Origin of the sequence: Verminephrobacter aporrectodeae subsp. tuberculatae, assembly GCF_026127385.1 — a bacterium.
Taxonomy (GTDB): domain Bacteria; phylum Pseudomonadota; class Gammaproteobacteria; order Burkholderiales; family Burkholderiaceae_C; genus Acidovorax; species Acidovorax aporrectodeae.
Genome location: NZ_QZCX01000002.1, coordinates 1,503,977 through 1,524,728 on the forward strand (window position 1 = coordinate 1,503,977; position 20,752 = coordinate 1,524,728).

General features: G+C 63.5%; 17 protein-coding genes. All 17 read left to right on the forward strand.

All coding sequences use genetic code 11. The features are described from left to right. The first annotated feature begins 17 nt into the window (after positions 1-17). The 17 genes from D5041_RS14850 (at position 18) to D5041_RS14930 (ending at position 20,718) form a co-directional block, all read left to right on the forward strand. Positions 18-4,061 (forward strand): Ig-like domain-containing protein, encoded by a 4,044-nt coding sequence (locus D5041_RS14850; RefSeq protein ID WP_265285040.1) that lies wholly within the window; start codon positions 18-20, stop codon positions 4,059-4,061. A 196-nt stretch (positions 4,062-4,257) separates the two neighbouring features. After that, positions 4,258-4,971, forward strand: a complete 714-nt coding sequence (locus tag D5041_RS14855; RefSeq protein WP_265285041.1) for a choice-of-anchor U domain-containing protein — start codon at positions 4,258-4,260, stop codon at positions 4,969-4,971. A gap of 497 nt (positions 4,972-5,468) precedes the next feature. Next, complete coding sequence (locus tag D5041_RS14860; RefSeq protein WP_265280973.1) at positions 5,469-5,744, forward strand: Flp family type IVb pilin; 276 nt, start codon at positions 5,469-5,471, stop codon at positions 5,742-5,744. Between the two features lie 19 nt (positions 5,745-5,763). After that, the gene (locus D5041_RS14865; protein WP_265285042.1) at positions 5,764-7,218 is read left to right on the forward strand and encodes a pilus assembly protein TadG-related protein; all 1,455 of its coding nucleotides are present in this window, start codon (positions 5,764-5,766) and stop codon (positions 7,216-7,218) included. Beyond that, entirely contained in the window at positions 7,215-8,036 is an 822-nt protein-coding gene (locus D5041_RS14870) for a hypothetical protein (protein WP_265285043.1), read from the forward strand. The genes D5041_RS14865 and D5041_RS14870 overlap by 4 nt, the downstream gene beginning before the upstream one ends. 27 nt (positions 8,037-8,063) lie before the next feature. Continuing rightward, positions 8,064-8,864: a hypothetical protein gene (locus tag D5041_RS14875; RefSeq protein ID WP_265285044.1), complete on the forward strand. Its 801-nt coding sequence runs from the start codon at positions 8,064-8,066 to the stop codon at positions 8,862-8,864. Next, positions 8,861-9,166: a hypothetical protein gene (locus D5041_RS14880; protein WP_265285045.1), complete on the forward strand. Its 306-nt coding sequence runs from the start codon at positions 8,861-8,863 to the stop codon at positions 9,164-9,166. The genes D5041_RS14875 and D5041_RS14880 overlap by 4 nt, the downstream gene beginning before the upstream one ends. A 54-nt stretch (positions 9,167-9,220) precedes the next feature. After that, the gene (gene cpaB / locus D5041_RS14885; RefSeq protein ID WP_265280968.1) at positions 9,221-10,231 is read left to right on the forward strand and encodes a Flp pilus assembly protein CpaB; all 1,011 of its coding nucleotides are present in this window, start codon (positions 9,221-9,223) and stop codon (positions 10,229-10,231) included. Between the two features lie 45 nt (positions 10,232-10,276). Continuing rightward, a complete protein-coding gene (locus D5041_RS14890) occupies positions 10,277-12,436 on the forward strand; it encodes a secretin GspD/PilQ domain-containing protein (RefSeq protein WP_265285046.1) in 2,160 nt (719 codons plus the stop codon). A gap of 156 nt (positions 12,437-12,592) precedes the next feature. Then, positions 12,593-13,540 (forward strand): hypothetical protein, encoded by a 948-nt coding sequence (locus tag D5041_RS14895; protein WP_265285047.1) that lies wholly within the window; start codon positions 12,593-12,595, stop codon positions 13,538-13,540. A 71-nt stretch (positions 13,541-13,611) separates the two neighbouring features. Further along, a complete protein-coding gene (locus tag D5041_RS14900) occupies positions 13,612-14,712 on the forward strand; it encodes a hypothetical protein (RefSeq protein ID WP_265285048.1) in 1,101 nt (366 codons plus the stop codon). Between the two features lie 42 nt (positions 14,713-14,754). Then, the gene (locus D5041_RS14905; protein WP_265285049.1) at positions 14,755-15,291 is read left to right on the forward strand and encodes a hypothetical protein; all 537 of its coding nucleotides are present in this window, start codon (positions 14,755-14,757) and stop codon (positions 15,289-15,291) included. A gap of 59 nt (positions 15,292-15,350) precedes the next feature. Next, positions 15,351-17,177 (forward strand): TadA family conjugal transfer-associated ATPase, encoded by a 1,827-nt coding sequence (locus D5041_RS14910; protein ID WP_265285050.1) that lies wholly within the window; start codon positions 15,351-15,353, stop codon positions 17,175-17,177. Then, positions 17,174-18,043 (forward strand): type II secretion system F family protein, encoded by an 870-nt coding sequence (locus D5041_RS14915; protein WP_265280831.1) that lies wholly within the window; start codon positions 17,174-17,176, stop codon positions 18,041-18,043. The genes D5041_RS14910 and D5041_RS14915 overlap by 4 nt, the downstream gene beginning before the upstream one ends. A 10-nt stretch (positions 18,044-18,053) precedes the next feature. Then, the gene (locus D5041_RS14920) at positions 18,054-18,992 is read left to right on the forward strand and encodes a type II secretion system F family protein (RefSeq protein WP_265285051.1); all 939 of its coding nucleotides are present in this window, start codon (positions 18,054-18,056) and stop codon (positions 18,990-18,992) included. Continuing rightward, on the forward strand, positions 18,992-19,525 hold the full coding sequence (locus D5041_RS14925) for a DUF192 domain-containing protein (RefSeq protein WP_265285052.1): 534 nt from the start codon (positions 18,992-18,994) through the stop codon (positions 19,523-19,525). Before D5041_RS14920 ends, D5041_RS14925 begins: the two co-directional genes overlap by 1 nt. Before the next feature lie 74 nt (positions 19,526-19,599). Continuing rightward, positions 19,600-20,718 carry a hypothetical protein gene (locus tag D5041_RS14930; RefSeq protein ID WP_265285053.1) on the forward strand — a complete coding sequence of 373 codons (1,119 nt, stop codon included), beginning with the start codon at positions 19,600-19,602 and terminating at the stop codon, positions 20,716-20,718. Positions 20,719-20,752: the final 34 nt, after the last annotated feature.

A 20,752-nucleotide genomic window follows, 5' to 3' on the forward strand; every position in this document is an offset into this window, starting at 1 on the left:
ATCCAAGGAACAACACCATGTCCGTCATCACAGCGCCCGCACCCATGACGGGAGCCCATACGAAGCGCGCAGCGAACAACACCGTGCCCGATGCCAGAGCGCCATCTTTCCATCTGCAACAAACCACGATCAGCGACGACAAACTGAGTCGGGGCGAGAGCGCCACCGTCACCCTGCGCTTCTCCCAAGCCATTGATGCGCGCAGTTTCAGCCTCGACGATCTGGTCGTGGGCGGGGGGGCGAGGCTGTCCAACCTGCACAGCACCGACGGCGGTACCACCTGGAAGGTCACGCTCACGGCCCCGGGGGTCCAGGACTCCCCCGCCAACCCCTCCGACGCCCGCGATTCGTCGGGCAACCAGATCAGCGTCAACCTCGCCGGCATGACCGACCTCGCAGGCAACGCCGGTGTGGGCCGGGCCGTCTCCACGGTGACCTACGACATCGACGTCCGGCGCCCCACGGCCACCATCACGCTGGCCGACAGCCTGCTCACCGCGGGGGAAACCACCACCGTCACCTTCACTTTCAGCGAGCCCGTCAGCGGCTTTGATGCCGGCGACATCAACCTCTCGGATGCCAACGGCACCTTGGGCCCGCTCACGCCCAACGCCAACCGCACGGTCTGGACGGCCAGCTTTACGCCCACGGCCAACGCCAGCGACGTGACGAATACCCTCCGCGTAAACCTCGCCGGCGTGACCGACGACGCGGGCAATGCCGCCACCGGCAGCGCCTCCAGCGACAACTACTTCGTGGACACCATGCGGCCAACGGCCACCATCACGCTGGCCGACACCGCGCTCACCGCGGGGGAAACCACCACCGTCACCTTCCGTTTCAGCACGTCCGTCACCGGCTTTGATGCCAGCGACATCAACCTCTCGAATGCCAACGGCACACTGGGCCCGCTCACGTCCAACGCCAACCACACGGTCTGGACGGCCACCTTCACGCCCACGGCCAACGTCAACGACACGACGAATACCATCCGCGTAAACCTCGCCGGTGTAGGCGACTATATGGGCAACTTCGGTGCCATCAGCGCCAACTACTCCGTGGACACCGTGCGCCCCACGGCCACCATCACGCTGGCCGACAGCGCGCTCACCGTGGGGGAAACCACCACCGTCACCTTCACTTTCAACGAACCCGTCAACGGCTTTGATGCCAACGACATCAACCTCTCGAATGCCAACGGCACGCTGGGCCCGCTCACGCCCAACGCCAACCACACGGTCTGGACGGCCACCTTGACGCCCACGGCCAACGTCAGCGCCGGGGCGAATACCATCCGCGTAAACCTCGCCGGTTTGGGCACCGATGCGGGCAGCACCGGTAGCGGCAACGCCTCCAGCGCCAACTACTCCGTGGACACCGTGCGCCCCATGGTCGCCATCAAACTGGCCGATAGCCACCTGACTGCGGGGGAAACCACCAGCGCCACCTTCCGCTTCAGCGAGCCCGTGACCGGTTTTGACGCCAGCGACATCGACCTCTCGCACGCCAACGGCAGGCTGGGCCCGCTGACGGCCAGCAAAGACGGCAGAACCTGGAACGCGACCTTCACGCCAACGAACGACGTCAGCGATGCGAGCAACACCATCCGCGTGAACACGAAGGGCGTGCGGGACTTGGCGGGCAACACCGGAAGCGGCGTCGCCAAGAGCGCCCACTACACCGTGGACACCCTCGCGGCCCCCACGCTGGCTGCCACGAATCCGATCACGATCAGCGACGACAGGCTGGGCCCGGGCGAGAGCGCCACCGTCACCATCCGCTTCTCCGAAGCCATCGATGCGAGCAGTTTCAGCCTTGCCGATCTGGGCGTGGGCGATGGCGCGAAGCTGTCCGACCTGCACAGCATCGATGGGGGCATCACCTGGGAGGTCACGCTGACGGCCCCGGAGCGCACGGACATCCCCTCCGACGCCTCCGATTTGACGGGCAACCAGCTCCGGGTCGTCCTCGCCGGCGTGACCGACCTCGCCGGCAACGCCGGCGTGGGCAAGGTCGTCTCCCCGGTTGCCTTCAAGCGCCCCATGGCCACCATCACGCTGCTCGAAAGTACCCTCACCGCAGGGGAAACCACCACCGTCATCTTCCGCTTCAACGAGCCCGTCACCGGTTTTGACGCCAGCGACATCGACCTCTCGCATGCCAACGGCACGCTGGGCCCGCTGATGGCCAACGAAGACGGCCAAACCTGGAGCGCCACCTTCACGCCCACGGACAACGTCAACGACGCGAGCAACACCATCCGCGTGCATACGAAGGGCGTGCAGGACCGGGCGGGCAACACCGAAGTCGGCACCGTCAGAAGCGCCAACTACACCGTGGACACCCTCGCGCGCCCCACGCTGGCCCGCACCGATCCGATCACGATCCACGACGACAAACTGAGCCAGGACGAGCGCACCACCGTCATCATCCGCTTCTCCGAAGCCATCAATACCAAGAGTTTCAGCCTCGCCGATCTGGGCGTGACCGGGGGCGCGAAGCTCTCCGACCTGTACAGCATCGACGGCGGCACCACCTGGGCGGTCACGCTCACGGCTCCGGGGATCGAGGACATCCTCGCGAACCCCGACGACGTCCGCGACTCGACGGGCAACCGGATCAGCGTCAACCTTGCCGGCGTGCGCAGCCTTGCGGGCCATGCAGGCGTGGGCAAGGTCGCCTCCACTGTTACCTACGGCATCGACGTCCAGCGCCCCACGCTCACCATCACGCTGGCCGAGAGCGCCCTCACCGTGGGCGCAAGCACCACCGTCACCTTTAGCTTCAGCGAGTCCGTCACCGGTTTTGACGCCAGCGACATCAACCTCTCGCATGCCAACGGCACGCTGGGTCCGCTGACGGCCAGCGAAGACGGCCAAACCTGGAGCGCCACTTTCACGCCAACGGCCAACGTCCACGCGGAGGGCAACGCCATCATCGTGAACACGCAGGGCGTGCGGGACTTGGCGGGCAACGCCGGAGACGGCATCGCCAAGAGCAACCCCTACAGCGTGGACACGGTGCCCGACCTCGTGCCGCCCGAACTCATCATGGAGGGTGCTGACGCCCCCCGGATCGAAGGCAACCGACTGGTGCTCAGCTACACCGAACAAAACAGCCTGGACGCGGCCATCCTGTACGGTAGCGCAGGCTTTGCGGTGCACAGTGCCACGGGAGTGGAAATCGGCGTCGGGATCGTCACCGTGGATGCAAACACCAAGACCGTCACCCTGACGCTCAGCCGCGCCGTGAACAACGGCGAACTGCTGATCGTCAGCTACGTCAAACCCGCGGACAGCCCTGGGGTGCAGGACACGGCGGGCAACGCTGCGGCGAACTTCGTCCATCTGTTCGTGAACGACCTCCCGCCCGCGTCAACCCCCGAGGGGCCGGACGCGGACCACGACAGCGTTTCCGACGTCCAGGAAGCACGGGCCGTCAGCACCGGGGGTGCCGTAACCGGCGACGGCAACGGAGACGGCATCCAGGACAGCGCACAAGCTACGGTCGCTTCGAAGACCGTTGCGACAAGCGGTGGTTCCACGGCATCGATCACCCTGGTCGTCGACAGCCCGGGTGGCTCCATCCCTGGCAACAACACCCGCATCGTCAGCCTGGAGCAAAACTTGGCCCACGGCTTCTCCTGGGGGCCGGGGACGGAGGTGCCGATCGGGTTGATGAACTTCGTCGCCACGCTGGAGACTGTCGGCAACGGTGCGAACTTCAGCCTGTATCTGGACCCGAATACGGACGGCAACGGTTATTGGGTGAGGGACGGAACCGCGGTGGGGGGCGACCCCCTCATCAGTCTCGCGGACATCGACGGTTATTGGGTGAGGGACGGAGCCGGCGTCTGGGTGAATCTGGCCAGTGCGTCCTACGGCGGCCAGATGACGAGCGAAGGCGAGCGGGTGCGGCTGGACTTTTGGATCCAGGATGGCGGGCAGTTCGACGCCGACGGCGTGGCCAACGGCAGCATCTCCTCCTTTCTGGGTGCGGCGGCGCGCATGCCACTGTCCCTCATGGGACAAACGACTGAGCCGGCGCCCGGCGGGGGCTGACTCTGAAAGCAGCCCCCGGCGGGTCCATCCCCCTCGGGGGCGCGACCGGGGGCAGCAGCAGCGGCTGCATCAACTTGTCACCCGTGATACAGTTTTCGGCGGGTTACCTCGCGCGCTCCGCGCGTTGCCCACCGTGGGGAGCAGTGCAAACCACTGACCCCTGTTCATCGAATCCACCGTTTCAAGGAGCAATACCATGTCCGACACCACAGCGTCCACACCGGCATCTTCCCCTTTGCAGCAAAACACGGTCAGCGACGACAAACTGAATCAGCCCGTGGGCAAACTCACGCTCGCATCACCCCCCGAGGGGTCGGATGCGGGCCGCGGCAGCGTTCCCGACGCCCAGAAAGAACGGACCGTCAGCATCCCGGGTGCCGTGACCGGCGACGGCATCCAGAACAGCGCACAGGCGGCAGCCGCTTCGAAGACCGTTGCGAAAGACGGCGACTCCACGGCCCCGATCACCCTGGTCGCCGACAGCCAGGACGGCAAGGTCAGCGCTGGCAGCAACACCCACATCGTCAACCTGGAGCAAAAGGCGGCCGCCAACTTCCCCGAGGGGGCGGAGACGCCGATCGGGGTGACGGACTTCTTTGCCACGGTGGAGACTGCCGGCGACAGTGCGAAATTCAGCCTGTACCTGGACCCGAATACGGACGTCAACGGGTACTGGGCGCTGAACAGCGCCGGCGTCTGGGTGAATCTGGCCAGCGAGTCCTACGGCGGCCAGATGACGGGCGAAGGCGAGCAGGTGCGGCTGGACTTCTCGATCCAGGATGGCGGGGAGTTCGACGCCGATGGCGTGGCCGACGGCAGCGTCTCCTTCATCTCGGGCGCGGCGGCGCGCATGCCGCTGTCCATCGTAGGGCAGACGGCTGAGTCGGCGCCCGACGCGGCCGGATTCTGAAAGAGCAGCCCCCGGGTTCATCCCCCTCGGGGGGTAATACCGGCGAAATACCGGGCGCAGACCCGGGTCGGTGAGCAGGGTGCAGGTACGCCCCAGCGCGGCATTGCACCTGCTCAACCCAGGCGGTACGCAGGCAGTACACGCCAGGGTGCGCAACCGTTTTTCCATCTGAACAACGCCGCCATCGCCACGCAGGCGCTGGCGGCGCTTCGCGTCTACCGCCCCGAGATGCGCGTTTTCGCGGGCCTCTGCAAGGACGGCAGGTCGCCGTCACCCAAGCGCGGGCGAGCTACGGGAAGCCATGTTTTAGAATCCCGCCTTGTCTGTAAAAGTTGCAATACATTTGCATTGTGACTTCTGTTCTCACTTCTTTCATCGACACACCCCTCTCGGGGACTTCGAAAAAAAGTTACTCCTGGATTGCAAAAGCCGCTGTATGATTGCGCAGGAAAGGCGCTATTCTTTCTCATCCACAACCCACCTCAGGAGGCTCTCGCATGATCCGCACTCTCTCCAACACCCGCCGCGCAACCCAGAAGCAACAACGTGGTCAAGGCATGACAGAATACATCGTGATTGTCGCGCTGATCGGGGTCGCTGCCATCGCGGTCTATCAGGCCTTTGGCGAGACCATCCGGGCGCAAATGTCGGGCATCGCCAACGAAGTTGCAGGCAAATCCGCGCAGACAGCCATCACTGCAGCCGGCACCTCGGCCAAGAAGGCCGATGACGAGCGCAAAGAGAAGGGCCTTGACGCTTACAAGAACAAGTAAAAGTAAGTAACTGCCCCATATGCACTGCATCGTCCCACATGGCAGGCGGAGAGCCGCCAGGCGGCAACAGCGCGGGCAGGCGCTGATCTACGGCATGTTTGTCGTGATCGGCGCCCTGGCTGCACTGTTCTTCCTGTTCAACACCGGCCAACTGTCCCAGGAAAAGACCAAGTTGGTGAACACAGCCGATGCAGTGGCCTACAGCGCCGGCGTGATGCACGCACGGGCGCTGAACTTCAGCGCCTACGGCAACCGCGCACTGGTCGCCAACGAGGTGCTCGTGGCCCAGATGGTCAGTCTGTCATCGTGGGCGCAGTACGCGGAAACCCGCGTGCAAAACCTGCCAAGCCAATTCCCCCACTGTCTCGATTCAAGCGGCTATTCATCGGCAGCTGGTGCTTTTCTTTACGGCGCCAAGTACGCGATCATGTGCTATGCCGTCGTGCAGTATCTGGGCGAGTACATAGAAGATGTAGCCAAGGAGGTGCCGGACCTGACGGAGAAAGTAGTGAAGGCGGTGGAACTCAACAAGAAGGCGATACAGCAAGCCCACAACCTGTTGCATGCCCCGCTCTATCTGCAGAGTCTGCGCGCCGACGTGATGCAGGACGTCGCCCGGGCCAACTACGCCAATGACGGCAGCGTGCAGGTAGAGCCCCTGGGTCCGGGCATGGCCTCGGCGCTGACCGACGACTGGGGCAGCTTCACGCGCAAGTACAGCGGCCAGGACCGCAAGCGCATGGCCGAACTGGCCCGTTATGCCGCACACACCGACGAATTCACACACAAGCGCAACTGGGACTCCTATGCAGCATTTCCGACCTGTCTTTTGCCCCTTGGCAGAAGCAGAGTGAGCCGAGGTGGAGGCACCGATCTGGTCAACTACGACGAGTGGATCGCGCAAGACACCGAATCCTTGTGGCAGGCGTACCCCCGCTTTTTGCGTTGCAAATACTGGGAAAGTCCCATCGCCTATGGCGAGCAGCAGGCGCATCCCAAGGGCCAGGACCAAGACGATTCCGGCGCCTCCTTGGGCGGCGCCCGAGACAACCCGGAGGCGTCGAGCATGGCATCGTCCTCGCACTGGACGGGCTACAGCGGCATCCCCAGCTACTACGATCTCAGCCAGCAGCAACTGGACAAGAGCGATCCCGCGCTGCGATTCAGCGTGCGCCTGGTCCGCGCACGCAGCGAGCTGCGCACCTCCGACGGCAAGAGCGAGATAAGGGCCAGCAGCGACAGCCGCATCAACGCCTACAAGAGCCAGGTGGCCAGCAACGTCATGGCCGCGGTGGCCACCTCCGAGGTGTACTTCGAGCGCCCATTCGATCAGCGCGAAAACCTCTACGGCAAGACCCTGGGCCGCCCCCGCGAACTCCCCAGCCTGTTCAACCCCTATTGGCGCGTGCGCCTGGTCCATTCCGAAACCGACGTGCAGGCGCAGCAACTGCTCCAGGGAGCGCACATCCCATGAACCGCACAACTTTCCGGGGTGCGCCGCAGCAGGGCCAGGCGCTGGTCGAGTTCCTCACCATTTCCGCAGCCGTCCTCGGCCTGTTCCTGCTGATGCCGATGATCGGCAAGTACCAGGACATTGCCCATGCCACGCATATGGCAAGCCGCTACGCGGCGTTCGACGCCACGGTGCACAACGATGCAAAAAACAACTTCAAGCCCGAGGCACAACTGGCCGAGGAAGTGCGCAGGCGCTACTTCAGCAACCCCGACGCGCCCATCAGGACCGGCGATGCAACCGGCGACGATTCCCAGACCCAGCAGAACCCGCTCTGGACCGACCCCCGGGGCAAGCCGCTGATCCGCAACTTCTCCGACGTCGCGGTCACTTTCGGCGAAGACGAGGCCCCCTCGCACAACCAGGCCTTCAAGGGCAGCAGCGACGGCAAGCCCTTCAGCCTGATGCCCCTGGCGAACCACAAGACGCTCGACCTGCAGGCCCGGGGCATCTACCGCGTCAACGTCTCCGTGCCCCTGGCCAACCTGCCCGAAGGCATCGTCAGCTACACGCCTTTCGACAAAATCGATCTGCGCATCACGCGCCATACCAGCGTGCTGATCGATCCCTGGGCCGCGGAATCGGTGCAGCAGACCATGGACCGCTTTGGCAAGCTCGTCCCGCTGAACAGCTTGTTCTCCCCGATCGAGGCGGCGCTGGGCATCGTCATCCCGCTCTTCGAGTTGGGGGAGGTATCGGCCCCCCAATTCGGGCGCCTGGAACGCTGGCAGGACGTGGTGCCCGAGGACCGGCTCAAGGCCGACGAGTCCAAGAACTGAACCCGCGCGACAGCAGACTTCAGGACCATGCAACAGGCCCTTCCACTACCGCGCCCGCCGGGTGCGCGAGCCGCTTCTGCGCGGCCAGGCAGGCCCCTGCCCCAGCGCGTCGGCCTGTGCCTTGGCCTGTTGTTGCTGGCCCTGGGCGCACCCGCCGCAAGAGCGCAAGCCCCCTGGCCCGAGGTCGCCCTGCCCGCGCAGGCCCAGAGCTACGGCGTCGGCCAGCAACTGGGAATAAACGGCCTGCCCATGCGCCTGACGGGCTTTGCCACCGAGGCCGCTCCGGAGCAAACCGCCGCGTGGTTTCGCCGCACGCTGGGCCAGCCCCTGGTGGAAACCCGCCTGGGTCGCAAGCAGATCCTGGGCCGCGCCGAGGGCGGGTACTACCTGACCGTGCAGATCGAGCCCGGCAGCGACGGTCGGGGCAGCCGGGGCATGGTCGCGGTCACGCAGTTGCCCAGTGCCCCGCAGCCGCAGACCCGGGAGACGGTCGCCCATTGGCGCCGCCTGCTGCCGGCAGGCACCCAAGTTACCAGCCACCTGCAAACGCAGGACAACGGCCGGTTCGCGACCCATCTCGTGGCGCTGAACCGGCACGGCGAGCAGCTCAATGCACAGCGGCTCGGCGCAGCCCTGCGCGAACAGGGCTACGTGCTCGAGCGCAGCATCACCACCGACACCATCGCCGGCTTATCCGAACAAGCGGCGGGCCTGACCCTGCTCTTCCGCGGCCCGGGCAAGGAGGCCATGGCCACCATCACGCGCGGCGCGCAAGGCCAGACCAGCATCGTGCTACTCACCAGTGTCCAGTTGGAGTCATTGCCATGAATCGTTGGCGTTTTTCCCCGCGCTATGCGCACCCCATGGACGCGGTCTCCAAGCCAGGGACGGCGCGGAATCGGCTTTGCCAGGCATTTGGCGTCGTCCCTTCGAGGCCGGTGCGCAGGCGCATCGGGGGCGCTGCATTGCAATGCGGCCAATCCTCGGTGGAGTACGGCGTGGTCTGCGCGGCCCTGGCCTTCGCGCTCGGCGTGGGCATGCTCGACGACAGCAGTGTGCTGCGCGAGTTGCTCAACGCCTTCCAACTCGCCTACCAAAAGTTCAGCTTCGCCATTTCGCTGCCCATCTGAGCCGCCCGCTTGGGCGCATGCCATGTCTTTCGTATCCCTTGTCCCACTTGTCCCATGAAACTCTCCCTGTCCCGAATCACCGCGCTGCGGCCCAACAAGACCTGGCTACTCTTTGGGGTGGCGCTGCTGATCGGCCTGCTGGCCGCCTTGGGCGCCCGCAGCTACCTGAGCAACTATATGGCGGCGATCGAGGCGCGGTCCAAGAGCAAGACCGCCGCCCTGCTGGTGGCCAAGCAGGGCCTTAAAAAGGGCGATGCCCTGTCCACCGACACCGTGGCGGTGCGCGATGTTCCGGTGGACTACGCGCATTCCAACGCCATCACGCCCGAGCATTTCGATCGCGTCGAGGGCCAGAGCGTCGAGCACGACGTCAGGGAGGGCGAAATCCTGCTCTGGAGCCTCATGCAGACCAAGAAGGCCCCGAGTTTCTCCGCGCGCGTCGGGATCGGGCGCCGCGCGATCACCGTGCACGTCGATGAGATCAACTCCATCTCCGGTCTGCTGGAGCCAAGCGACGCGATCGACCTGATACTCACGCTCGAGCAGGGCGGCAAAAAGACCACCTTCCCCCTGCTGCAAAACGTCCGGGTCATGGCCACCGGCCAACGCGTGGTGGACGACCCCAAGAGCGGCGAGCGGCGGCAGTACTCCACGGTCACGCTGGACACCACGCAGGCGCAGGCACAGAGCGTGGTCATTGCGCGCGAGGCCGGCAAGATCACGGCGCTGCTGCGCAATCCGCAGGACACGCAGGTCTTGGCGGAGGACAGTGCGGCGATGGCGGCGCTGCTGGGCCTCGCCGGCGACGTGCAGTCCCTGGCCAACTCCGCGGGTTCGACGGGCCGCACGGTGCCCGTGCTCTACGGAGGGCGCCGCAGCGACTTCAAGCCCGAGGAACTGACGCTGCGCCAGGCCGCGAACCAGGGCGGCGCCGATGAACCGGCCACGCGGGCCGCGCCGGTCGCGCCACCGTCCGGGCTGCTGGCCTTCAACCCCAAGCCAGACCAACCCCCGGGCAACCCCGGTGTATTGGTGATTGCCGTGCCACCCCGCGCGGCCCCATAACCTCCCCCCTCAGCTAACCCCAGGCAGACGTTTCTCCGCCCACCCATGTCCTATCGCACCATTCCGATCACCGCTACAGGCCGCGCATTGCGCTGGATCCTGGCCCTGGCCTGCGCCACGGCCCTGTCTGCCGGCGCCCAAACGCCGGTCCAAACACCTACCCAGCCAGCATCCGACACCACGGACCTTGCCGCGCCGCCCGCGCTCTCGCGTGGCGGCTTCGCACCGGCGCTGCGGGCCAAAAAACAGACTCCGGCGGCGGTTTCCGGTCAACCCTACCGCCCCATCCAGAAACCGGACGACCAGGCCCAGGTGCCCGAGATCGAAATGTTCGTCGGCGAGTCGCGCGTCTTTCCCAGCCCCGGCGTCGCGCGCATTGCCGTGGGCAATGGCAAGGTGCTCACGGCCGCCGCGCTCGACGAGCGCGAAGTCATCATCTTTGCCAACGAGGTCGGGACCTCCTCGCTGTTCGTGTGGAACGAGGAGGGCCGCTACCAGCGCGTCAAGATCAACGTCGTCCCCGGTGACACCAGCCGCTATGCGCGCGAGATCGCCGCGTTCCTGAGCACCATCCCCAACGCCAAGGCATCCGTCATTGGCGACAAGGTCATCGTCGAAGGCGACAGCCTGGGCGACACCGACCTCAAGAAGATCGAGGGCCTTGCAAAACACTATCCGCAGATCGTCAACTTCACCAACCAGATCGGCTGGGAGCAGATGGTGCTGATGGACGTCAAGGTCGTCGAGTTTCCGGTGAATGAACTGCGCGAAATCGGCCTGCGCTGGGGTTCCACGGGCGGCGCGAGCGTTGCCGGTCTCTGGTCGCCCGGCCGGCGTGGCCACCAAGGAGGCTTGGTCATCGGTGTCCAGAAGCCGCCCATCACCTCCGCGGACGGCAGTGAGCTCACTCCGCTGTCCGGGGGCCTGAACGTCCTGAGTGCGATCAATATGGGCCTGAGCGCCAAGCTCGACTTGCTGGCCCAGGAGGGCAAGGCCAGCATCCTGGCGCAGCCGCAGCTGTCGGCGCGCAATGGAGCCAAAGCCGAATTCCTCGCGGGCGGCGAATACCCCTACACCGTCCAGACCAGGGAAGGACCGCACATCCTCTTCAAGCCCTACGGAATCAAGCTCGACATCACGCCACGCGTGGATCGCAATGGGGTCATCCGCGCAGAGATCACCAGCGAAGTCAGCCACATAGACTCCTCCATCTCAACCGTTTCCGGGCCGGCGCTGAGCACACGGCGCACGAAAACCGAGTTCAACGTGCAAAACGGCGAAACCATGGTGTTGGCCGGGTTGATGTCGCGCAAGACCAGCGACAGCATCGACAAAGTTCCCTTTCTGGGCGACCTGCCGATACTCGGCGCGCTGTTCCGCTCCAAGCGCTTTCAAAACGACGAAACCGAGCTGGTGGTGTTCGTCACCCCGACGGTGATCAACAGCCAGTCGCCCGGCCTGATGCAGCGCGTCGAGCGCGCCACCGAGACCCTGCGCCAGCAGCGCCACGGCGCCGAGCCCTTCCTGACCGCGCCCGGCATCGCGCCCGCGCATCCGCCGCAGCTCGCGCCCGCCCCCGTGGCCAGCGCCAACGCCAGCATTGCCACGGCCATGCCCGCCCCCGCTCCGATCCAGCACCCCGACCAACTGGCCGTGCTGTCGGAAGGGAAAAATCCCCTGGAGCCCTTGGTCAGCAACTGGCGCGTGGTGCACGACGGCCTGGTGCTGCACGCCCGGCCCGACGCCGGCAGCGAGGTGCTGCTGCAACTGGGCCAGGGCAGCTTCGTGCGCGCAGCACCGCACCAGCCTCCGACTGCCACCGCCGCCCCGGGCTGGCGCGCCGTCGCGGTCGGCGCATTGCAAGGCTGGGTGCGCGACGCAAGCCTGCAACCCGTTGCGCACACGCCCAGCACCGCTGCACCGCCTGACGGCGCGCACGCCCGCCAGGCCCGGCAGGGCCAGGACATCGCCGCGCGCGAAGCCGCCGGCGGGGACGCCCACCCCACGCCCGGCAGCTACCGCGTCACCCTTGACGCGCTCGCGCTGCGGGTCACGCCCGACGTCAACGCGCCCGTGCTGCAACGCCTGGCGCTGGGCAGCGAGGTCGAGGTCCTGCCCCAGGCCCCTCAGGCCCAGTTCTCTGCGGTACAGGTCGATGGGCGGCGCGGCTGGGTCGAGACCCAGTGGTTGTTCCCCGTTTTCTAAGCCGCAGCCGGCCATGATCGATCTGGAAATCACCCACCCTGACGGCCCGCTCAAGCCCGTACGGGTGGCCGCTGTCCGCCAGCCGAGATGCAGGCTCATCGTGCGCCAGCGCAGCACACCAACGTCTATTGCGTCACATGGCGCGGTAGTAGTGCCATGAGCAAGCTCCTCTGCTTCAAGGTAGCCATCGCATGGATGGTGGTTCTCATCGCCAGCGCATCTTGGGCGCAATGTGGCGTCACACAAGACTGCACTCCGAACTCCCGGATCACCTTGCCAAATATCTGCTCGGCAAATATGTGTTTTGTGGACGCAGGATCCAAAATAAGGTACGAACAAAAAAACAACTGCATTTTTCTGGATGGTAGTCGCTGCAATGGTAAAGACATGAACACCGAGACAAAGTGCTGCGTCAAAGATGCCAAAACAGGAAAGAGCAAGCCTCGGGAGAAGCAACACACGGAACTGGACAAGAACTTCAAATGGGATATTTACGCAAAAGAATGCGAGGATATGCAACAAAGCCACGCAACGCCCGATGGATTGTGGGCGCAATGCAAGGTTGGTCAAAAGCATTCTGTAAGTGATGATTATCCCGTGGCGCGTGTTGAGCAGAATGGTTCGGCTCGATCCTATTGCATTGATGGGTGCAGTACGCCTCCGAAAGCCGTAAGTTTGGCAGTCTTTTTTGGATCATTCATATTTGCCGACAGGAATAATCCGACAGGAGCCGGCTCAGGCGGCGTCGGCAATGCATCCAGTTTTCTTTCTGCTTGCTCAGAACATGACAAGTGCTACCAAACTTGTAATTCCAACAATCAACAGACATGTGATAATGAAATGCTCTCAAACATGCGCGCTGTTTGTGCAAAGATTCCAGAAGATCATACAACGATTTTCGATAGGGGTTCGAAAAAACAAATATTCAACACCCATGATGCTTGCCTGTCGGCGGCCAATACCATGCACACGGGATTGAAATATTTTGGGTCAGATGCTTTCAGCCTGCGTCGCCAGCAATATTGTCAATGCTGTCGGGACAAAATTGGATTGCCACCACCTGTGGATCTTATGTCCCCGGGAAAACAGGATACTCCGAAATGAATACCGGGAAACGCATGAGTAATTTTAATCTCATTGCTCCGTAAACACGAATATCGAAAGTGATACAAGTCATGAAATCAAAATTCACAGCCGCCCTCTTTGTCCTCGCCACAACCCTCGATTCTGCAAGCGCAAAATTGGGTGTAGGAAGTATGACCCCTCAGCAAGCAGATCGACCCTATGCACAAATCATTCTGAAGGATGGAAAGTCTTTTTGGATATCTGCCGGGCAACTCAATGCAGACAGCGCGGTGGAGACTTTTCTTGTGATGCGGGGAATGGATTGCCGCTCCAAGGGAGAAACAAGAAAAATAAAAATGCCAGACAACTATATGGCACTGACGCCAGTGTCCGAATCCGTATGGCAAAACGCCTTGGTAATCGGAGCGAATTTTTTGGGTGAATGGAGCATGGTCCAGTTGCAGGCCAACCTGTCAGGCATCAGGAAGTCGCTGCCCTTGAGCGACGTGGGCGTCATCTGGGCAAGCGCATCGTCCAAGGCCGGGTACTTTATCGCAGGAGCCAGTATGAACAAGCAGCCCGTGCTCATGTATTTCAGTGCTGACCTCAAGAACCGGAAAATATTGAGCCAAGCCAATGATGGCAACGGCGAGGTATCGAGTGTCTTTGAAAGCCGTGGTCGTGTTTTTGCGCTATTCAACCGCCATGGTGACAGCAAGGACCAGAGCGCATCTCCCGGCGCGGAATTGCGCGAATATTCCGCTACCGGGACTCCTGTTTCGCGCACACCACTCAACGGCATAGCGTCCATCGGAACGGCGCTGAAAGATGGCGGTATTGCCATCAGCTACTGGATAGGCGAGCAGTTATTCATGGAGAAACGCGATGCAAACCTCTCTATCCTGTGGTCCACCAAACTGCATCAAAGCAATGGAATTGCTTCCATCAAAGGATACTTGCTGGAAGCCGGAAGCCATATTGCATGGGTTGGAGCAAACGACAACAAGCTACTGATACATCGTCTTGCACAAGACGGAAAGTCAATTCAGACGTCCATCGACACAAAAACCAATATCGGCATTCCAATTCCCGATATTTATTCAGTTTATTCGTCAGGGAACGATATTTATGTTCGTGGCGCGGCAGCGCGGTCCAAAAATCCACCAGAGAAAATCACCGAGTTCTGCTTTATAGAGCAACCTGATTCTTGAGACCACTGGTACAGAGCATGAAAAAAACGACACTTTCTCGGCATGGCTGCCTTGCTGCCCCGATGGCCAGTATTTGCACAGGAAATTCCGCATCAGGTATGGAGTCAGGCCCAGGCTTTGCGCGGGATACCCACGCAATCCGGAATGACGAATCCCTCGCTGTATGTGTTCTTCGATCCAAACTGTCCCTACTGCGCTCAATTGTGGTCAATACCGATTGACGGCAAGCCATTTCATGATCTTCCGTCCGTCTGGATACCCGTTGCGTATCTTTCGAAAAGCAGTCTTGACAAGAGTGCGGCATGCCTGCGAGGCGGCCGAAAGGAAGATTTGCAACTCAATTTTTCCAATTACAACCGGCAACAGCGCCTGGGCGGAATACCCGGCGTGCAACCCACCCGGGCGGAGCGTTCCGCTCTAAATTCCGCAGAAGCGCTATGGATTACTCTTGGTGGCGGAACCCCGATGCTTTTCTACCGCACGCGGCAAGGTGACGCCAAGGTGTTTATGGGCCTGACTTCTGAAAGCGATATGACCGCATTGGTTCACAAAATGGCCCTGCCCAATAGGTCCATGTAACCCGACTGCGCCCCATTCCACATCCCACAGGTCCTTACCAACGGAAATGCAACTTCACCATGATCGATCTGGAAATCACCCACCCGGACGGCCAGCAGCAGCGCATGCAGGTGCCGGACACATGCTCCATCGGCAAGGGCATGCACTGCGAGCTGCGGCTGGACAACTGGCGCATCAGCAAGGAGCATGCGCGTCTGCTCCAAAGTCCGGCGGGCGTACTGCTCGAAGATGGCGGCAGCTTTGGCGGCGTGCTCGTCAATGGCCAGCGCATCGACGCGCAGTACGGGCCCGTGCAGGCCAGCGACACCATCGGCATCGGCTCCTTTCGACTGCGCGTGCTTGGCCAGGAAACCATTCCCGGCCATACATCAGCATCAGCGCCCGCACGGCACGATAGCGCCGAATCCAAGGCCCCTTCGCCCGGCACCCGCGCCGCCGCACCACCACCCGACCTGATGGCTGCCACGGCAGCACCCTCCCTGCCGACGCTGCACACGCTGACCGACGCGGCGTCGCCGCTCGCGATCGAACGGGACCCATCCCTGCGCGCGCTCGAATTCGAATGGCGCAAGCGCCTGCACGCCAAGCTCATCGAGACCATGGACCTGCGCCGCCATGACGTCTCGGGCATGTCCGACGAGCACCTGCGCACCGAGGCTGGCGAGCTCATCGCCAGAATCATGCAGGACATGGACGCCGACATTCCGACTCCGCTCGACCGCGACTCGCTGCGCAAGCAAATCCTCGACGAGGCCGTGGGCCTGGGGCCGCTGGAGGAACTGCTCAGCGACGACACGGTGACCGAAGTCATGGTGAATCGCTTCGACGAGATCTACATCGAATGCGCAGGCCGCCTGCAAAAGCATTCGCTGACCTTCACCAGCGACCACGCCGTGATGGGCGTGATCGAGCGCATCGTCGCCCCGCTGGGCCGGCGCATCGACGAATCCTCGCCCATGGTCGACGCGCGGCTCAAGGACGGCTCGCGCGTCAACGCCATCATTCCCCCGCTGGCGCTCAAGGGCTCCACGCTGACCATCCGCAAATTCGCCAAGCGCAAGCTCAGCGCCGACGACCTGGTGCAGTTTGGCGCGCTCAGCCCGGCCATGGCCGACTTCCTGCGCATCTGCGTCGAGGCGCGCAAGAACATCATCGTCTCCGGCGGCACGGGCTCGGGCAAGACCACCTTGCTCAACATCCTGTCGAACTTCATCCCGCCCGGCGAGCGCGTCATCACCGTCGAGGACGCCGCCGAGCTCAAGCTCAACCACGAGCACCTGATCAGCCTGGAATCGCGCCCGGCGAACGTCGAGGGCAAGGGCGGGATCAGCATCCGCGAATTGGTGCGCAACACCCTGCGCATGCGGCCCGACCGCATCGTCGTCGGCGAATGCCGGGGCGCCGAGGCGCTGGACATGCTCCAGGCCATGAACACCGGCCACGAAGGCTCGCTGACCACGCTGCACGCGAACAGCCCGCGCGACGGACTGGCCCGGCTGGAGACCATGGTGCTCATGGCCGGAATGGAACTGCCGCTGGCGGCGATCCGCGAGCAGATCGCCAGCGCGGTGGACATCATCGTGCAGCAAACGCGCTTCTCTTGCGGCACGCGCATGGTCACGTACATCACCGAGATCAGCGGCATGGAAAGCGGCAAGATCCAGCTGCAGGACCTGTTCACCTTCGTGAACCGGGGCTACGCCATCCAGGCCAACGGCCTGAGCAAGGTGCAAGGGCAATTCAGCGGCTGCGACACGGTGCCGCATTTCTACGACGAACTGCGTGCCAGCGGCGCGGTGCTCGACCTGGACATCTTCCGCGGTGTCCCCGGGACCAGCACCGCCGGCGCCGGCGGCAACGCGCCGGGAGAAAGAGAGAGAGCATGAGCAGCCTCGCGCCGGACACCCTCTTTTTCGTGATCATCTCCGTGGTCGCCCTGTCGACCACGCTGCTGACCTGGCTGCTGATCGACATCGGCAGCTCCTCGCTGCGGCGCTACCGCGCCAGCTTTACCGAGCGCGCGGGCTTCCAGGCGGCAGAGTTCTTCCTGTTCATCGATCCGCGCAAGCTGTTCGTCGCCAACCTGGCGGTGATGGCGCTCGGCGGCGTGCTGGTGTGGCTCATCAGCGGCAGCGAACTGCTCGCGCTACCCACCTTCTTCGTGCTCGGACTGCTGCCGCGTTTCCTCTACCAGCAAATGCGCAAGCGCAGACTGCGCCGGTTCGAGGAACAACTGCCCGACGCGCTGATGATGCTCAGCGGCGGCCTGCGCGCGGGCGTGGGCCTGAGCAGCGCGATCGCGCAGCTGGTGGCCGAATCGAGCCCGCCGCTGAGCCAGGAATTCGCGCTCATGCTGCGCGAACAACGCCTGGGCGTGACGCTGGAGCAGGCACTGAATAACCTGAGCCGGCGCATGCCCACGCAGACCACGGTCCTCATCACCTCGGCCATGCGCATTGCCAACGAAACCGGGGGCAGCCTGGCCGAAACCCTGGAACGCACCTCGGTGACGATCCGCAGCCGGCTGCAAATGGAGGCAAAGATCGGCTCGCTGACGGCGCAGGGCAAGCTGCAAGCCTGGGTGGTCGGCGCCCTGCCCCTGGTGCTCATGCTCATCCTCAACAAGATGGAGCCGCAAGCCATGTCCATGCTCTGGCACACCCGCCTGGGCTGGGCCACGCTGGCCGTGATCGCGGTCTTCGAGTTCATGGGCGTATACATCATCCGCAAGATCGTCGCCATCGACGTTTAGGTTGAGCCCCATGGAACCGAACACCCTGATCCTCGCCCTGATCGCCGCGTCCGCCGGACTCAGTGCCGGCCTCGTGGCCTGGCTGCTCAGCCGCTCGATGGCCAGCGTCCCGTCCGAGGACCGCAGCTACAAGGACTCGCCGCCCCTGGCCTTTCGCCTGCTTTGGTGGCCCATCCAATGGATCAGCTACCTGCTGGCGCCGCAGCTCGGCGACGGCAAGGCCGTGCAGGCCATGCGGCTCAAGCTGCGCCAGGCAGGGCTGGACTACACCATGAGCCCCGCGCAGTTCATCGCCAGCCGCGTCATCAGCGCGCTGGTGGCGCTGCTGGTGGTCTGGTGGATCGTCTCCAGCTTCGACGGAGTGCCCATCGGCGCGAGCGCGGATGCCGAACCCCGGCATGTTCCCCGCGGCGTCTACGCGCAGGCCCTGGCCATCGGTGCGCTGCTCGGCTGGATCTACCCTGCGATCTGGATCCGGGACCGCATCGCACTGCGCCGGCGCGAACTGCTGCGCATGATGCCCTTCTTCCTGGACATCATCACGCTGTGCGTCGAGGCCGGGCTGAACATGCAGGGAGCGATCACGCAGGCCGTGGCCAAGGGCCCGCCGAGTCTGGTGCGCGAAGAGTTCCAGCGCGTGCTGCGCGACCTGCGCGCAGGCAAGGGGCGGGCCGAAGCGCTGCGCGACATGGGCGAGCGCCTGAACGAGCCCAGCGTGACGAACTTCATCATGGCCGTGATCCAGGCCGAACGCATGGGCATGAGCCTTGGGCCGGTGCTGCGCGCGCAGGCCGACCAAAGGCGCTCGGAGCGCTTTCTGCGCGCCGAGAAGCTGGCGATGGAAGCCCCCGTGAAGATGCTCTTTCCGCTGATCGCATTTATCTTCCCCTGCACCTTCATCGTGCTGCTGTTCCCGATCGCGATGAAATTCATGAACGCGGGGCTGTGATGACGGGCCAGCCGGAGCACCACGCACTGCAGATTCGCCAAGCCCGGGGCTTCTGGGGCCGCTTCATCGGTCTGATGGGCCGCAGCGACCCGCGCGGCACGGTGGCCGGCAACGGCAGCGCCTTGCTGATTGCGCGCTGCACCAGCGTGCACAGCTGCTTCATGCGCTACGCGTTGGACCTCGTCTACCTCGACACCCGGGGCCGCATCACGCGCCAAGTACCGGCACTGGCCCCCTGGCGGTGCAGCTGGGGCGGACCGGGCGCCGTCCATGTGCTGGAGATGCCCGCGGGCGCAATAGCCAGCCAGGGACTGGAGCCCGGCATGCAGCTGCGGCCTTGGCCGGTGGATGCGGGTGCGGTGCATGGTGTCTGCAGCGCCCGGTTTGTCAGGCCGGGACGTGAGGGCCATGAGGACCATAAGACAGCCAGCACACCGCCGTCCACCACGGCATACGGCCGTTGCAAGAAGGATCAAGACGACGCCAGTTCCCCATTCACCAGCAGCAGTTCCCGCGCAAGCACCACCGGGTGACGCGCGTTTCCCAACCCCTTTGTTTTTTTGATTGGACTCCCATGCCACATCCACGCTCATCCCCGAGACGCGCCATGGCGCGTCGTACCCGCTTCCTGTTCTGGCTGCTGGCCTGCGGCCTGACCCTCGTTGCCTGCAATGGGGGCGGTGACGCCTCTGATCCCGGGGTCATCGGTGGCGACGCCATAAACGGCGATATCTTCATTACTGCGGCCGGACCGCTGTGCGCCCAGCGCGAGATGGGCGGCAACTGCGTTCAACCTACCTCGTCATCCACCGATGAATTGGCGCTGCACAAGGCCATGACCGACCCTGACCCCAAGAGCCCGATGATCAACTTCGACATCTCGGGGTTCATCATCGAATCCCCTCTCACCAAGGGCGGCCAAGGCAGCATCGACATGAGCTACTCCTCCTACGGCTTGGCACGGCGTCATGTCCAGGCCGGGCGCAACAGCTTCATTGTGGATGGCAGGCGTTACGGGAATGCCAACCATCTGCGCAACACAGATATCTACTACACGCGCGAACAGGGTGGTGGCGGCGCCTACTTTACGTTCAACGAGGAGATGGGTCATAACCCGGCTTGGGACTTTTCCTTCGTAGAGGGCGAAGGCGTCACTAACAAGAAGGGAGGGGCCGGCTGGTATGCCAAGCTCGGATTGCTCACCGACCAGACCGATGCGCCCAGGACCCGGAAAGTGACCTATGTGGGTGCCTACTATTCATTGTCAGGTACGGCAAAGGACCTCAACGAGAACGGCACAGACGTTCTGAATATAGGCGTCACCTACGAGGCCGAGTTGGATCTGCACACGGGCTCGCTGAGCGGGGTCAGCATTGACTACACCGATCCCAAGGCGCAAAGGCACACGCGCCTGAAACTGCCCGATTTGACGTTCAAGCATTCGCGGCTATATGGCCTCTCAAAGACGCAGCGCATCGACATTGAGATTGATGGCCCCGGGGAGGATTTGCGCCCGGGGGCACCGCACCCGGATACCCCACGCACCCGACACGATTTCACCATTGAGGCGCTCGAAGGCGAGATCTTGGGCAAGCAGGCCGCGCTCATCCATCTTGTGGGCGCGGGACCCAAGGGGATTTTTCAGATCATGCTGTATCGAAAGGAATTGTCTGAGTTTATGGATGACCACGTCATCAACTACCCCCTGACCCCTGCCAAGCCCTGAACCCCAGCCCATGCGGGCCGCCCCAGCCTGAGAG

Bases quoted from the DNA above. Each gene is read 5' to 3' on its own strand.
- D5041_RS14850 (WP_265285040.1), top strand. From the start codon at position 18: ATGTCCGTCATCACAGCGCCCGCACCCATGACGGGAGCCCATACGAAG.
- D5041_RS14855 (WP_265285041.1), top strand. From the start codon at position 4,258: ATGTCCGACACCACAGCGTCCACACCGGCATCTTCCCCTTTGCAGCAA.
- D5041_RS14860 (WP_265280973.1), top strand. From the start codon at position 5,469: ATGATCCGCACTCTCTCCAACACCCGCCGCGCAACCCAGAAGCAACAA.
- D5041_RS14865 (WP_265285042.1), top strand. From the start codon at position 5,764: ATGCACTGCATCGTCCCACATGGCAGGCGGAGAGCCGCCAGGCGGCAA.
- D5041_RS14870 (WP_265285043.1), top strand. From the start codon at position 7,215: ATGAACCGCACAACTTTCCGGGGTGCGCCGCAGCAGGGCCAGGCGCTG.
- D5041_RS14875 (WP_265285044.1), top strand. From the start codon at position 8,064: ATGCAACAGGCCCTTCCACTACCGCGCCCGCCGGGTGCGCGAGCCGCT.
- D5041_RS14880 (WP_265285045.1), top strand. From the start codon at position 8,861: ATGAATCGTTGGCGTTTTTCCCCGCGCTATGCGCACCCCATGGACGCG.
- cpaB (WP_265280968.1), top strand. From the start codon at position 9,221: ATGAAACTCTCCCTGTCCCGAATCACCGCGCTGCGGCCCAACAAGACC.
- D5041_RS14890 (WP_265285046.1), top strand. From the start codon at position 10,277: ATGTCCTATCGCACCATTCCGATCACCGCTACAGGCCGCGCATTGCGC.
- D5041_RS14895 (WP_265285047.1), top strand. From the start codon at position 12,593: ATGAGCAAGCTCCTCTGCTTCAAGGTAGCCATCGCATGGATGGTGGTT.
- D5041_RS14900 (WP_265285048.1), top strand. From the start codon at position 13,612: ATGAAATCAAAATTCACAGCCGCCCTCTTTGTCCTCGCCACAACCCTC.
- D5041_RS14905 (WP_265285049.1), top strand. From the start codon at position 14,755: ATGGCTGCCTTGCTGCCCCGATGGCCAGTATTTGCACAGGAAATTCCG.
- D5041_RS14910 (WP_265285050.1), top strand. From the start codon at position 15,351: ATGATCGATCTGGAAATCACCCACCCGGACGGCCAGCAGCAGCGCATG.
- D5041_RS14915 (WP_265280831.1), top strand. From the start codon at position 17,174: ATGAGCAGCCTCGCGCCGGACACCCTCTTTTTCGTGATCATCTCCGTG.
- D5041_RS14920 (WP_265285051.1), top strand. From the start codon at position 18,054: ATGGAACCGAACACCCTGATCCTCGCCCTGATCGCCGCGTCCGCCGGA.
- D5041_RS14925 (WP_265285052.1), top strand. From the start codon at position 18,992: ATGACGGGCCAGCCGGAGCACCACGCACTGCAGATTCGCCAAGCCCGG.
- D5041_RS14930 (WP_265285053.1), top strand. From the start codon at position 19,600: ATGGCGCGTCGTACCCGCTTCCTGTTCTGGCTGCTGGCCTGCGGCCTG.